This window comes from Eubacterium ramulus (assembly GCF_045002895.1).
Lineage (GTDB): Bacteria > Bacillota > Clostridia > Lachnospirales > Lachnospiraceae > Eubacterium_I > Eubacterium_I ramulus.
In genome coordinates, this window is the sequence record NZ_CP173382.1 from 2186643 (window position 1) to 2201509 (window position 14867).

The 14867-nt window shown below is 44.5% G+C and carries 13 protein-coding genes; 1 reads left to right on the plus strand and 12 read right to left on the minus strand.

Annotated elements, in window-relative coordinates; all coding sequences use genetic code 11:
• Nucleotides 1–9: 9 nt before the first annotated feature.
• The 9 genes from ACIRUQ_RS10255 to ACIRUQ_RS10295 all read right to left on the minus strand — a co-directional run bounded on the left by ACIRUQ_RS10255 (nucleotide 10) and on the right by ACIRUQ_RS10295 (nucleotide 9609).
• Nucleotides 10–1827: a bifunctional homocysteine S-methyltransferase/methylenetetrahydrofolate reductase gene (locus ACIRUQ_RS10255; protein ID WP_021737602.1), complete on the minus strand. Its 1818-nt coding sequence runs from the start codon at nucleotides 1825–1827 to the stop codon at nucleotides 10–12.
• Nucleotides 1828–1904: 77 nt separating this feature from the next.
• Nucleotides 1905–2543 (minus strand): ABC transporter permease, encoded by a 639-nt coding sequence (locus tag ACIRUQ_RS10260; protein WP_021737601.1) that lies wholly within the window; start codon nucleotides 2541–2543, stop codon nucleotides 1905–1907.
• Complete coding sequence (locus ACIRUQ_RS10265) at nucleotides 2540–3298, minus strand: ABC transporter ATP-binding protein (protein ID WP_021737600.1); 759 nt, start codon at nucleotides 3296–3298, stop codon at nucleotides 2540–2542. Before ACIRUQ_RS10265 ends, ACIRUQ_RS10260 begins: the two co-directional genes overlap by 4 nt.
• A 131-nt stretch (nucleotides 3299–3429) precedes the next feature.
• A complete protein-coding gene (locus tag ACIRUQ_RS10270) occupies nucleotides 3430–4368 on the minus strand; it encodes a glycine betaine ABC transporter substrate-binding protein (RefSeq protein WP_021737599.1) in 939 nt (312 codons plus the stop codon).
• Nucleotides 4369–4431: 63 nt separating this feature from the next.
• Nucleotides 4432–5061: an ABC transporter permease gene (locus ACIRUQ_RS10275; protein ID WP_021737598.1), complete on the minus strand. Its 630-nt coding sequence runs from the start codon at nucleotides 5059–5061 to the stop codon at nucleotides 4432–4434.
• 283 nt (nucleotides 5062–5344) lie between these two features.
• A complete protein-coding gene (locus ACIRUQ_RS10280; protein ID WP_022035861.1) occupies nucleotides 5345–7501 on the minus strand; it encodes a protein translocase subunit SecDF in 2157 nt (718 codons plus the stop codon).
• Nucleotides 7498–8865 carry a thioether cross-link-forming SCIFF peptide maturase gene (scfB, locus tag ACIRUQ_RS10285; RefSeq protein ID WP_021737596.1) on the minus strand — a complete coding sequence of 456 codons (1368 nt, stop codon included), beginning with the start codon at nucleotides 8863–8865 and terminating at the stop codon, nucleotides 7498–7500. The genes ACIRUQ_RS10280 and scfB overlap by 4 nt, the downstream gene beginning before the upstream one ends.
• Nucleotides 8866–9002: 137 nt before the next feature.
• Nucleotides 9003–9143 carry a six-cysteine ranthipeptide SCIFF gene (gene scfA, locus ACIRUQ_RS10290; protein ID WP_021737595.1) on the minus strand — a complete coding sequence of 47 codons (141 nt, stop codon included), beginning with the start codon at nucleotides 9141–9143 and terminating at the stop codon, nucleotides 9003–9005.
• Between the two features lie 91 nt (nucleotides 9144–9234).
• A complete protein-coding gene (locus ACIRUQ_RS10295) occupies nucleotides 9235–9609 on the minus strand; it encodes a TIGR04086 family membrane protein (RefSeq protein ID WP_022035859.1) in 375 nt (124 codons plus the stop codon).
• 273 nt (nucleotides 9610–9882) lie between these two features.
• On the opposite strand from ACIRUQ_RS10295, the gene ACIRUQ_RS10300 reads away from it, so the two are divergent.
• Entirely contained in the window at nucleotides 9883–11169 is a 1287-nt protein-coding gene (locus tag ACIRUQ_RS10300; RefSeq protein WP_055290453.1) for an HlyC/CorC family transporter, read from the plus strand.
• Between the two features lie 204 nt (nucleotides 11170–11373).
• Here ACIRUQ_RS10300 and ACIRUQ_RS10305 read toward each other — a convergent pair whose 3' ends face one another.
• The 3 genes from ACIRUQ_RS10305 to ilvB form a co-directional block, all read right to left on the minus strand.
• Nucleotides 11374–12399: a branched-chain amino acid aminotransferase gene (locus ACIRUQ_RS10305; RefSeq protein ID WP_021737592.1), complete on the minus strand. Its 1026-nt coding sequence runs from the start codon at nucleotides 12397–12399 to the stop codon at nucleotides 11374–11376.
• Between the two features lie 221 nt (nucleotides 12400–12620).
• Nucleotides 12621–13118 (minus strand): acetolactate synthase small subunit, encoded by a 498-nt coding sequence (ilvN, locus tag ACIRUQ_RS10310; protein ID WP_021737591.1) that lies wholly within the window; start codon nucleotides 13116–13118, stop codon nucleotides 12621–12623.
• A 15-nt stretch (nucleotides 13119–13133) separates the two neighbouring features.
• On the minus strand, nucleotides 13134–14861 hold the full coding sequence (gene ilvB, locus ACIRUQ_RS10315) for a biosynthetic-type acetolactate synthase large subunit (RefSeq protein ID WP_055290452.1): 1728 nt from the start codon (nucleotides 14859–14861) through the stop codon (nucleotides 13134–13136).
• Nucleotides 14862–14867 lie beyond the last annotated feature (6 nt).

Consider the following 14867-nt stretch of genomic DNA (forward strand, 5'->3'; position numbering starts at 1 on the left):
CCAACTCTCCTATTGCGGTTTCCGCGCATGAATGATCCTGGTGATCAGAGATACACGGTTAAATGGTGTCATAAAATAAAATCCATCGGCTACCTCTTCCAGCTTTTCCATGATGGAAAGAGAAATACGGACTGCAACATCCTCTGCCTCTGCCCGGCTCATATCCGGCCGATATTGTGCCACGATCTCATCCGGCACCTGAATGCCCGGCATTTCGTTCTTGATAAACATCGCATTGCGATAGCTGACTAACGGCATAATACCACATAAAATCTTTGTGTTCAACTCCTGTTTCATTCTGCCCAGTTTTTCTACTTCCTCATCAGAATAGATCGGCTGGGTCATAAACCAGGAAAGTCCTGCATCGATTTTCTTCTGCATCCGCTTCATGACCTGATCTTCATTTGCCTGATTCTGATTCAGAGCACCACCATAAGAAAATGCATCCTGCAGGAAAATCTCCTGATTCAGTTCTTTTACATATTCCATAAAACGAATCGAATTAAAATCAAACACGCTCTTTGTGTTGTCCCGTTCACCGGAAGGCACGGGATCACCGGTGACGATCATCAGATTCCGGATTCCATTGATATGTGCACCCAATAATGTGGAGTGCATACTGATACGGTTTCTGTCACGGCAGGCGATATGCGGCATCACCGGAATATCCACCATAGCACTGACTTTTGCAGCCAGCAGTACAGAATCTGCGCGGGCTCTCGCCAGTGGTGAATCTGCGATGGTAATGATATCTACACCGCTTTGTTTCAACTGAAATGCACCTTCCATCAACTTTTGAGCATCCTGGTTAAAAGGAGGATCCAGTTCTACGGCAATCACTTTTTCTCCCCGCTGCAATTTCGCCATGAATGGATTGTTACGGGTCTGGGAAACAGCATCTTCCCCGCCTTTTTCCACTACCGGAAGCTTTTCATATGGTGCTTTTCCTGCCAGTTTCTCACACAGCATCCGGATATGCTTTGGTGTGGTTCCGCAGCATCCGCCAATGATATTTACACCCAATTCTACCATCTGTTCCATTTTATCAGCAAAATAGTGTACACCATCTGCATGGCCTGCCTGTCCACGGACAATCTGCTGATATCCACTGTTTGGTAATACCTGGATAAACTTGTCCCCGGCAAGGTTCTGTGCTTTGATCAGCTTGTACATGTGGGCTGCCCCCAGCAGACAGTTGCATCCGTAGCTGTCGATTTCCGGTGTCTGCGCCGCCTCGGCAAACAGTCGGCTGATGCTGATTCCCTGCGTAGTATAACCGTTACGATTTGCTGCAAAAGAAACCATCACAAACGCTTCCGGGCATTTTTCTTTGATATATCGGGCTGTTTTTGCCACATATTTAATATCTGAAAATGTCTCAAAGTTAAAAATCTGTGCACCGCACTCCAGAAAACAATCTGCCAGAAAACGATATTCCGCTGCCGGATCTGTCTCATATTCACTAAACAAATTTTCCGCCGCCGGTCCGATATCTGCTGCGACAAAAATTTCCTCCGGACGGTTTTCTGCTGCTTTCTGCGCCAGTTTCCACGCCGCGCGGATCACATGTTTTACATAAGCATCCTGTTCCCTGCGGTCACGGACACCTCTACCCAGTGCCATAGCATGATTTGCCGCAAAGGTATTCGTACGGATCAGTCTGGCTCCTTGTTCCAGATATTCTTCATGGATCCGGGTGATCAGTTCCGGCTCCAGCAGATTCGCTTCCTCCGCAATCCGGCCATTTTCTGATTTTTTTCTGTCATAATAGGTACCCATGGCACCATCTGTAATCAAAATATGTTCTTTTAAATACTCTCTTATCATTTTGTTTCTACTCCATCACTTTTTCCACAAAGAGGTTTGTCCTCTGCTGTCCATCAGTCTTTCTTTTTCTCCGGAACCTATTCCTGATACAGTTTCTTCTTCAGACGTTTTTCTATCAGTTTCAGAATACCGTTGACCCCCAAAACCATGACTACGGACAAAAACGTTCCCCAGACAATCTTTACCACATTCTGGGTGCGCATCCCGTCAAATAGGATTGTACCAAGACCACCTGCGCCTACCGTAGAAGCAATTGTCGCAATCCCGATTGTAGATATAATAGAAATGTGAACGCCTGCGATCATCGTATCCAGTGCCAGCGGAAGCCGCACCTTCCGGAAAATCTGCCCTTTTGTCATCCCCATACCGGCTGCTGCCTCCAGAACCCCTGCATCAACAGAGGTAAACCCATCGGTAAAACTCTGGATCAGAATAAACTGATTATAAATCACCAGCACCAGCACTGCTGTCTGCATGCCAAGCCCCGTCACCGGAAGCAGCAGTGCAAACAGTGCAAGGCTTGGAATTGCATAGATCATACTGAATACCCGCGTGATCCATGCCGTGATCCGCTTATGTTCCATTACAAGCATGGCGATCATAAATGCCAGCGCAATAGAGATTACAAGGGTAAGACCCACAATTTCAAAATGCTCCAGAACTGCCTGTATTAACTTGTCATAATGTCTCGTTGTATATGTGATAAAACGTGTCATCTGAAAAAATTTAATCCTTCCTGTACCGACTGCAGCAAGGATGCCACATACGCATTTGCCGGATACTCCAGAATATTTTTTGCTGTGTCAAACTGCTGAATTTTCCCCTGATTCATGATCATGATCCGGGTGCCAAGCTTCAACGCCTCCGTCACATCATGAGTGACGAACATACAGGTCAGACCTGCACGTTTATGGATTTTCATCAATTCGTCCTGCAGCTTGGTTCGATTGATCGCATCAATGGCACCAAATGGCTCATCCAACAGCATAAGCGACGGCTTTGCAGCCAGTGCCCTGGCCAGCCCCACACGCTGCTGCTGTCCACCGGAAAGCTGGGACGGATACCGGCCGCGATACTGCTTTGGATCCAGATTTACCAGTTCCAGCAGTTCCGTTACCCGGTCATGTATCTGTGCAGAATCCCAACCGAGGATTTCCGGTACCACTGCAATATTTTTTTCTACGGTCATATGTGGGAACAAACCGACCTGCTGAATAACATAGCCAATCTTTCTGCGCAGTGCCACCGCATCCGTCTGCCCTATATTTTCTCCGAATATTCGAATTTCTCCGGATGTAGGCTCATAGAGGCGGTTCACCATCTTCATCAATGTGGTTTTCCCACAGCCGGATGTCCCCAGTATGGTGATCATTTCCTGCTCCTGAATCTGAAAACTCACATGATCCACTGCCGGCTCCACTGCACCCGGAAACTGTTTTACCACATCCAGAAATTCTACTGCAATGCTCATCCTTCTTTTCCTCCTGCACTTCTTTCCCAACAGATTTTTCTTTCAAGTCGAACGCACGTGAGACTTGGTGCGTGATTCTGGTCAGCGTAAGCTGACATATTCTTCTGCTTGATTATTTCCTTTTGCGATTTCTACTTCAGCGTCGCGTAGAAATCTGCTGCCACATCTTCATACTCTTCTTTATCGATATCCACCTGTGCATTCAGCTTTGTCATAGTCTCCGTATCAATTGCTGCACTGATCTTATTAATGATCTCAGCCACATCCGGATGTGCATCGATCAGTTCCTGGCGGACAACCGGTATAATGTTGTACGGAGGCCAGAAATGTTTGTCATCATCCAGCAGAACAAACTCATCGCTGCTCAACTGTGCATCTGTGGTGTAAGCCGGTACACAGTCCACTTCATCATTTGCCATTGCCTGATATTTCAGTGAATTGTCAAAGGTGTTTTTGGATTTAAACTTGAACGTACCATAAGTCTGTTCCAGTCCCGGAAGTCCATCTTCACGTTCAAAGGTATCCGATGTGCCGCCAAAACGAATTTTATCTGCATTTGCCTGAAGATCCGAAATGCTCTTGATTCCATATTTCTCAGCCACATCCGCACGCATGCTCAGACCATTTCCGTTACTTGCCTCACACATATCCAACACATCCAGATTGAATTTTTCTGCATACATTTCTTTTACTTTGTCATAAGTGATCTGTGGATCTGTCTCCATCGGCTGATCCAGAATCGTCAGTAATGAAGTACCGGTGTACTCCGGATACATATCAATCTGACCGTCACACACTGCCTGATGGATCAGGTTGTCGGATACTTCAAATTCACGTTCCACTTTATATCCGGCATCTTCCAGGGCAAGTGCATATAACTCACCCAGGATCTTACTCTCTGAAAAACTTTTTGCTCCGATTTTAATCGTAGTATCTGCACTTGTACTACTGCTTTTTTCGGTAGCTGCACTTCCATCTGCCTTCGGTTCTGCTGCTCCGTTACTTCCACATGCCGCAAGTGCTGCGACTGATACAACTGCAAGTATTACTGCCAATACTTTTTTCTTCATTTCTTTTTTCCTCCTGTAATGCTCTCAACTTTCTATCAATATCAGACTTCCTTTATTTGCTTTTTAAAGTGCCCGACTTATTTTTTTCTCAACTGCCCCAAGTGCCATGCTGCACAGCATAGTAATGACAGCCACTGTTCCTCCACCGATCACCAGATACTCGGTTTTCAGCAGATTGATTCCGTTGAAAATCAGAATTCCCAGCCCTCCGGCGCCAATATAAGCCGCCAATGTAGCACTTGCGATAACCTCTGACATCGCCATACGGATGCCACTGATAATACCAGGCATCGCCAGCGGCACTTCCACCTGCCGGAATTTTCTCTTTTTATCCATGCCCATGGCATCTGCCACTTCCAGCAGAAAATCTGGAACCTGTGAAAATGCCAGCGTTGTCTGTATCAGAATTGGTGGGATTGCCAGAATCACCAATGCTGCCAGTGCCGGTTTCACCCCCACTCCCATGATCGGAATCAGAATAACAAGCACTGCCAGACTCGGAATAATACGCAAGACACTGAATCCTGTAGTCAGAATCTTCTTTATCCTCGGAGCACGCAGGCTCAGAATGCCGCATGGAATACCTACCGCAGCTGCGATTCCCACTGCCAGAAGACTCAGATACAGATGTTGCCAGATCATATGCACATATTCCTGTCCATGTGTCTGAAAATATTCCACATATGCCTGCATGTCACACCCTCCGTTTCATAAATAAGTAAATCTTATTATATTAAGCTTTCCTATCTTAGCAAAAAAATAATCATCCTGCAAGATAGCATTAACCAACTGCTGCATATCATACTATATTTTCTAGTAAAATGCTAGGTTGTAAAGCTGATATTCGCAATCCGCTTTTGCTATTTACTCATGAACGCAAAATAAAAGAAGACAGTAGCGGCATTTCTACAACTACTGTCTTCTTTTATTTCATTTCTGCCAGAGAGAAACAAAAAACTTACGATTAACGCGTTTCTTATTTTTTCTTTTTAGAAAATCTTGTCTTAAATACATACCACAGTGCACCTGTGATGCATACAGAAGAATATCCACCGCAGATAACACCTACCATCAGAGGTCCTGCAAATTCACGGATGGAAGATACACCGAGAATAAACAGCACAAATACCATGATAAATGTTGTCAGGGAAGTATTGATGCTTCGTGACAGTGTCTGTGTGATACTCTTATTTACTACTTCTTTCAGATCAGTATCTCTGCGTCCGCTCTCCAGTGCCAGATTCTCACGGATACGGTCAAAGATAACGATCGTCGCATTGATAGAGTAACCAACCAGCGTCAGCATGCAGGCAATAAATGTGCTGCCCACAGAGGTCTGAGATAATGCATAAAATGCTAAAACAACAAGTACATCATGTACCAGTGCAATAACCGCACTGCTTGCAAAACGGATATCTTTGAACCGGAACCAGATGTAGATCAGCATACAGATCGTCGCAATAATCACAGCTACGATAGCATCACTTCTCATCTCACTACTGATCGTGGAGCTGATGTTTGTAGATGTGATATCGTTCTCCTGAACACCGAAGTTGTCTTCCATTGCAGTTGCCAGTTTTTCACGCTCATCCAGATTCAGTGTTCTGGTCTTGATAATGATGGAATTGCTGTCTGCAACTTTCTGTGTCTGAACATTTGCATCACCGGTTACTTCTTCTATATAAGGTACGATCTGCTCATCGATCTCCTCGATCGTGTAATCTTTATCAAATGCAACAGTTGTTGCTGTACCGCCCTTAAACTCCATACTGAAATTCAGTGGCTGTCCGTTGCCTGCTTTGTGAGCACCCATGCCTACAAATCCGGCTACGATCACTGCCAGAGAAATACCAAAGAACAATCCTCGTTTTCCAAGGAAGTTGATGCTCTTGCGCTCTTTCTTCTCACCGTAGAATTTTTTATCCTGGAAGCCAAGTCCATACAGTGCTTTTACCAGCCATCTGGAGATTACCAGTGCGGTAAACATGGAGAATACGATACCGATTGCCAGTGTGGCAGCAAATCCTTTTACAGTACCGGATCCACGCAGACCAAGTACAGCTGCTGCAATCAATGTAGTAATGTTTCCGTCAAAGATTGCGGAAAATGCTTTCTTAAATCCAATGTCAATTGACTGTGCTACGGAATGTCCTGCTGCAATCTCCTCACGGATACGTGCAAAGATAATAACATTTGCATCCACTGCCATACCTATGGACAGGATAATACCAGCGATACCCGGCAGGGTCAGTGTAATGTGATACAGATGTAAAATTGCAAGCACGATACCAGTGTAGATCAGCAGCGCGATTGATGCCGCAAGTCCCGGGATACGGTATGCGATCAACATAAACGCAATGATGATCAGCAGACCGATAATTGCTGCGATAATACTTGTCTTAATAGCCTGGGAACCAAGTTTTGCCCCTACAACTTCAGACTGTAACTCTTCGAGTTCCAGTTTCAGCGCACCACTTCGGATCTGGGAAGCAAGTGCTTCTGCATCCTCGTAGCTCTTCATACCGCTGATGACAGCCTCGCCGTTTGTGATCTGGTTCTGTACCGTCGGATAACTGATACACTCCCCATCATAGTAAATCGGAAGTACCTTATTCAGATATTCGCCTGTTTTTTCAGAAAAAATCTTAGCACCTTCACTGGTCAGTTTTAACTGAACCACATATTTACTGGAAGATGTTTTGCTTGTGTCTGTAGCAGCCTGTGCATCAGCCACCATCTCACCGGTCATGAATGTCTCGCCCTCTGTGGTCTTAAATTCCAAAGTACCCGGTGTTCCAAGTTCTTCCAAAATTGAATTTGCATCAGATACACCCGGAATTTCCACGGAAATTCGGTTATCACCTACCTGATAAACCTCTGCCTCTGTACTGTAAGTCTCTACACGTTTCTGCAGTTTGTATACAGTATCTTTCATATCCTCAGCAGACGGTGTCTCGTCACCTTTTACCTGATATGTAATGCTGACACCACCGGCAAGGTCAAGTCCTAGCTTGATTCCTTTCTCATTGTCCTTTGCTGCGGTACCCTTTACAATACCATAAGAATAGTAGCCAAGCAGTAACATCGCAATGATCATTACCAGAAAGACTACGACTCCTTTCTTTTTTTTCATCCTTCTACCTCCATTTCAGCTTCCGCCGCTTTTATCATGATTGCACACTCAATCCGCTTTTTCTGCAATTCACAGCCAATATCATATGCATCATTAATATTTCCATGGAAATGATAGGAGTTTGCTGCACATCCGCCGCTGCAGTAGAATCTTGCAAAACAGTTTCTGCATTTTTCTTTTGCATAAACATTACAGCATTTGAATTCATCCCGGATATCCGTACGTTTTACGCCATCCCAGACATTTCCCATCAGGAACTCTTCATTTCCAACAAACTGATGGCACGGATAGAAATCACCCCACGGTGTAACAGCCAGATACTCAGTACCTGATCCACAGCCGGATAATCTCTTTGCAACACACGGGCCACCCTCTAAATCTATCATAAAATGAAAGAAATTGAAATCCTTTCCGGATTTTTTTCTTTCTACCATTTCAGCGGCAAGCTTGTCATACTCTGCAAAGAGCTTTGGCAGATCTTCTTCCCGGAGTGCGTACTCCTCAGAATCTTCTGCAACTACCGGCTCCACAGAAATCTGTTTGAAGCCCAGATCAGCCAGATGAAGAACATCATCTGCAAAATCCAGATTGTAATGCGTAAATGTACCGCGGACATAATACTTGTCCTGATTACGGCTCTCTGCAAACTGCTGGAATTTCGGCACGATCAGATCATAGCTTCCTTTTCCGTTGCGGAATGGTCTCATATGATCGTGGATTTCTTTTCTTCCATCAATACTGAGTACAACATTCCCCATCTCTTTGTTTGCAAATTCCATTACTTCATCATTCAGTAATACACCGTTTGTTGTCAGCGTGAAACGGAAGTTTTTGTCATGCAGCTTTTCCTGCTCTCTTCCATATTTTACCAGATCTTTGACAACCTGCCAGTTCATCAGAGGTTCGCCACCAAAGAAATCCACTTCCAGATTGCGGCGGCTTCCGGAGTTTGCGATCAGGAAATCCAATGCTTTCTTTCCAACCTCATAACTCATCAGCTCTCTGTGCCCATGATATTCGCCTTCTTCTGCAAAGCAGTAGCGACAGGCAAGGTTGCAGTCATGTGCAATGTGCAGGCACAAAGCTTTGACTACAGTCGGACGTTTCTTGAAGTCCATAATATAATTTTCGTATTCATCTTTTGTAAACAGTTCTCCGTCTTTTACCAGGGAAGCTACTTCTTCACAGGCTTCTTTCACCTCAGCTTCACTGTATGTGCCGGACAGTTCTGCTACAATCTCCTCCGGTGTATGATCTTCGTACAAAGCGATCACATCATAGGAAACATCATCTACTACATGAATCGCACCACTGTTTACATCAAGAACAATGTTATAACCATTATTTTTATACTGGTGAACCAAATGCAGTTCCTCTCTTTCTATTTCTATATTAAAAATCAGCGTAAAAAGCTGCTGTTTTCATTTTCCTCTAAACGTGCAAATGACCGCATGCCTTAGGCATACGGCCTTTTGTAATAGTAATTGCTGTTTTGTTCTTCTTATTTGTGCTCGCAGCTCTGATTTCCTACTGTACAGGAAGTTTTGCAAGCAGACTGGCAGGATGTCTGGCACTCACCACATCCGCCTTTTTTTACTGTGTTCTGTAATCTTTTTGTATTTAATGTTTTTACGTGTTTCATCTTCCGAAATCTCCTTTCTTCTTACATATGTCAGAAGTATATCATATTTTCCACTATAAAGAAAGTATTTTTTTGTAACCGTTCAAAAGGATCAACTGACCATTCCCCCGATCATCCCGGCTCCCATGCACATCACCAGTGTCAGCCCGATATGCAGCATATCCGATGTCAGCCCACGGTTCAGCAGTGCTGATCCGATCAGCAACACCAGGAAATACGCCGCTCCCATAATAATCCCCCACAGAAAACGCCGGGTCTTCATTCTCTTTCCTATGATAATGCCGCCAAGCAGACCCGACACCACATAGATTGCTGTAATTCCAATGGTGACAATATTTTCCGTCAGTTCCATTTTATAAAGTAAAAATGCCAGCACAAATAATGCCACTCCCGTCAGAATGTACATAATCAGCAATGTGCTTAATACTTTCAATACAATTTTCCTATTTCCTTCTGCATGTTCCATATCTCTTCCTCCCTCTATGATGTAAAGCGGACATTCGCAATCCACTTCCGCTGCTTTCTTAGTCCCCTGGTTGTTTTCACATCGGACATATAGTTATATATTCTGAAAATTTCAAAAATAGAACCTCTTTTTTTCGCAACAATAGCTTGAAAATCCTATTCTTTTCCTGTAATATATAGAATAAAAATTGTAATCCAACAGCAAAATTTACGGAATATCTTCCATCATGCTGTGCTTACAGACAACATATTTATTTAGAGAGGTGAATTATTTTTGGACATAAGCTCCACAATACAATTAATCGTACTGGTCATTCTGCTGGCTCTGTCAGCATTCTTTTCCTCATCGGAAACGGCACTGACCACGGTAAACCGGATCCGCATGCGATCTCTGGCAGAAGAAGGGAACAAGCGTGCCGCCCGGGTGCTTCAGGTCACCGATGATTCTGCGAAAATGCTGAGTGCAATCCTGATTGGTAATAATGTTGTCAACCTGACGGCATCTTCCCTGGCTACAGCACTTGCCCTCCGTATCTTCGGCAACGCCGGTGCCGGAATCGCAACCGGAATTCTGACAGTGCTGATCCTGATCTTCGGTGAGATTTCCCCGAAAACCATGGCAACCCTGCGCGCAGAGAAAATTTCCCTGCGATTCTGCAATATCATCTGGCTTCTGATGAAAGTGCTGACTCCTGTCATCTTCATCATCAATCACCTTGCCATGCTGGTACTCCGCCTTATGGGTGTCAAAGCATCTGAGGGCAGACAGGCCATGACAGAAAGTGAACTGCGGACCATCGTGGATGTCAGCCATGAATCCGGTGTCATCGAATCAGAAGAAAAAGAAATGATCAACAATGTATTCGATTTTGGTGATGCTCTGGCAAAAGAAGTTATGATTCCTCGGATTGATATGACCTTCGCTCAAGTGGACAACACTTACGATGAGATTCTGGACATTTTCCGTGAAGACCGTTTTACACGTCTTCCTGTTTATGAGGAAACCACCGATGATGTCATCGGTATTTTAAATATCAAAGATCTGCTGCTCTGTGACAGGGAACATTTTTCTGTCCGTGAACTGATGCGGGAACCATATTTCACATATGAACACAAGCATACCGCAGATCTTCTGGTGGAAATGCGTAATTCTTCCATCAATATTGCCATCGTTCTGGACGAATACGGCACAACTGCCGGACTGCTGACACTGGAAGACCTGATTGAAGAAATCGTTGGAGAAATCCGCGATGAATATGACTACGATGAAGAGGATCCGATCCAGAAAATTTCGGATCATGAATATCTGGTAGAAGGTTCCATGAATCTGGCGGACTTCAGCGATGAACTGAATCTGCATCTGGAATCTGACGACTACGATTCCATCGGCGGCTACATGATCGGTCTCTTAGACCATCTGCCGAAAATCCGGGAGTCCATCACCACACCGGATGGTATTTTTCTGCAGGTTCGGACGAAAAACAAACACCGGATTGAAAAAATTTACGTAAGACTTCCGGAAACTTCGGCAGAATCCGAAACTACGGAGCAATCCGTGTAATCAAGATCTGGGGTCAAAAGATGCCATACGAATTGTTCCGTACTTCGTACTCCCACAATTCTGGCATCATCTTATACAGTATAAAAGAGATTTTCCTGTAGCTTATAAAACCACAGGAAAATCTCTTTTTTCACATCATTTTATGTAAATCGGACATTCGCAATCCGCTTTCGCTATTTGCTCATGAACGCAGTCACTTTTTGATTACTCAATTACATGAATCCATCCTTCCGGAGCTTCAATCCTGCCTTCCTGGATATCAACCAATGTCTCACGCAGCTTGGACAGAACCGGTCCCATCTCATCCATACCGCTTGCAAAGCAGATTTCACGACCATGATCCACAATCTTTCCAATCGGAGAAATAACAGCTGCAGTACCGCACAGACCGCACTCTACAAAGTTCGGAACTTCATCCAGGTATACTTCTCTCTGCTCTACTTCCAGTCCCAGGTAATGCTCTGCTACATACATCAGGGAACGGCGTGTGATAGAAGGAAGGATACTGTCAGACTTCGGTGTTACGATCTTGTTATCTTTTGTAACAAATAAGAAGTTGGCTCCGCCTGTCTCCTCTACTTTTGTACGGGTTGCAGCATCCAGATACATGTTTTCTGCATAGCCTTCTTCATGTGCTGTTACGATTGCATGTAAACTCATGGCATAGTTTAATCCGGCTTTGATATGACCTGTTCCGTGAGGAGCTGCACGGTCAAAATCTGTAACACGGATCGTTAACGGTTTTACTCCGCCTTTGAAGTATGGTCCTACCGGTGTTGTCAGTACACGGAACTGATACTCCTGCGCCGGCTTCACACCAATAACAGGGCTGCTTCCGAACATATACGGACGGATATAAAGTGTTGCACCTGTACCATATGGTGGCACATATGCAAAGTTTGCTTTTACTGTTTTTTCTACTGCCTCAATAAATTTATCTTCCGGATAAACAGGCATTTCCAGTCTTCTTGCAGAATCTGCCATACGGGATGCATTCAGATCCGGGCGGAAGATTACTACTTTTCCGTCTACGGTTGTATAAGCTTTTAATCCTTCAAAAACGGTCTGTGCATACTGTAATACGCCTGCACACTCGTTTAATACGATGTTAGCGTCCTCAGTCAGCGTTCCTTCATCCCATGCGCCATCTTTATAATTTGCAACAAAACGTTTGTCTGTCTGACGATATCCAAAGTCCAGATTTTCCCAATCGATATTCTTCTTTTCCACTGTGAGGTCCTTCTTTCTTATCTATTTTGCAGTTTCCACATTTAGTTCCTGCATTTAGTTCTTTTTTCTATATGTACTGTTATACAGCAATTCGTATAGTATTTCCAGTTCTTTTTTTCAAAACAGTTGTATTTTTTTCATGTTTTCTCGGAATAAGATGAATTATTTTTCACCCGATAATTCATCTCACATCCCTGCATCCTGGCTTGTTTTCTAATCTGTTATCTGCAGGAAGTAGCAATTGATTCGATGGCTACCGCACCGCCACGCACGATTTCCACACTCTGAAACCGTTGTTTTAACAGTTCGATCAGCTCATTGTTTCTGCGTTCTGTGAGCTTGCACTCCAACAATACACTGTCCACGCCGATATCTGCAGTCTCCACATGAAACACCTGCGCGATACGGAATACTTCTGCCTTATCCGTGTTGCTCAGTTTTTTTACCTTTGCAAACATGATCTCCTTCATATGGATCGGCACATTGGTCAGATCCATGACTTTGATGACCTCTACCATACGGTTCAGCTGTTTCTTGATCTGTTCAAAAGTAATGTCATCGCACATGGTACTGATCGTGATTCTGGACGTATCCTCCTCCTCTGTCGTACCTACGGTCAGACTTTTCAGGTTATAAGATTTTCCTGCAAACAAACCGGAGATTTTTGCGAGAACACCAACCTGATTTTCTACATATAATGCAATCCATCTATCTTTCATTGATTTTCTCCTCCCCTATTTGCTTTTCAGAATCATATTGTTCATTGGGTTTCCACCCGGAACCATTGGAAGTACAATTTCCTCAGTTGCGACCATGAATTCAATAACAGTCGGTGCATCCGTATTCTGTTTTGCGGCCTCCAAAGCCGGGATAATATCCTCTTCCTTTGTAACACGGATGCCATGTGCACCGTAACTCTCTGCCCATTTCATAAAATCCGGTACATATGGCGGGCATTTTTCATTTGGTCCCTTGCAATGCTCCGGACAGCCTTTGCGACGACGCAGACAAGTTGCGGAATAACGTTTTCCATAGAACAGCTGCTGCATCTGTCGCACCATGCCAAGGTAATAGTTATTGAGCAGACATACAGTGATCGGGGTCTGCTGTACCACAGCAGTTGCCATCTCCTGCATATTCATCTGAAATCCACCGTCACCGGTAATACATACGACATCTCTGTCCCGGTGTCCCATTTTTGCACCAAGTGCTGCCGGAAAACCAAATCCCATTGTTCCAAGGCCACCGGAAGTGATCATCCTTTTATTTTTATTTACATCCAGATACTGGCTGGCCCACATCTGGTGCTGACCTACATCAGTAACATAGGTAACTTCATCATAAACCTGATTTAAACCTTCCATGATCATCTGCGGTGTCATGCCTTTATCCCGGCGCATCTCCAGCGGATTTTCATGATCCCAGGCTGCAATCTGTTTTACCCATTCCTCCGTATCCTTCGGTTCCACCCATTCCAGCATCTGCTGCAGGGCAACTTTTGCATCGGCTACGATCGGCACATCTACCACAACGTTACGGGAAATGGCTGCCGCATCGATATCCACATGAATAATCTTCGCTTTTGGTGCAAATTCATTCAGGTCACCTGTGATACGGTCGTTGAAACGGGTTCCGATGGAAAAGAGCACATCACATTTGCTGACTGCAATATTTGCCGCATAACGGCCATGCATGCCGCTGCTTCCCACATAATAGGGGTTATCTGTAGGAATTGCGCCTTTTCCCATAACAGTCGTAACAACCGGAACATGTGTAATATTTACCACCTGCTCCAGCAGTTCACTGGCACCTGCGATATTAACACCACCGCCGGCAAGGATCAGCGGACGGCGTGCTACCTTCAGTAATTTTGTTGCTTTTTTCAGCTGTCCAAGATGAACACCTTCATTAATTTTATAACCACGGATTTCCACATGATCCGGATATTCTGCCGGACCGGTTGCAGTCTGGATATCCTTTGGCAGATCGATCAGGACCGGACCCGGTTTTCCGGTTTTTGCAATATGAAATGCCATCTTGATCGTTCTTCCAAGATCTTTGCGGTCGCGGACCGTTACACTATATTTTGTAATACCGCGCGTCATACCTACGATATCCACTTCCTGGAACGCATCATTGCCAATGAGATTTAACGGTACCTGCCCGGTAAACACAACCAGCGGGATACTATCGTAAAAAGCATCTGCAATGGCTGTGACAGTATTTGTCGCACCGGGTCCGCTTGTTACGAGGCATACGCCGGTTTTACCGGTCTCACGGGCATAACCTTCGGCTTCATGCACCAGAGCCTGCTCATGTCTCGGCAATACAAGATCAATCTTACCATTCAGATATAATTCATCAAACAAATCTGTTACCGTTCCGCCCGGATAGGCAAATACAGTATCTACACCTTCTTCAAGAAGTGCTTTTACAAATAATTTTTTTCCTGTTATATCCATTCAACT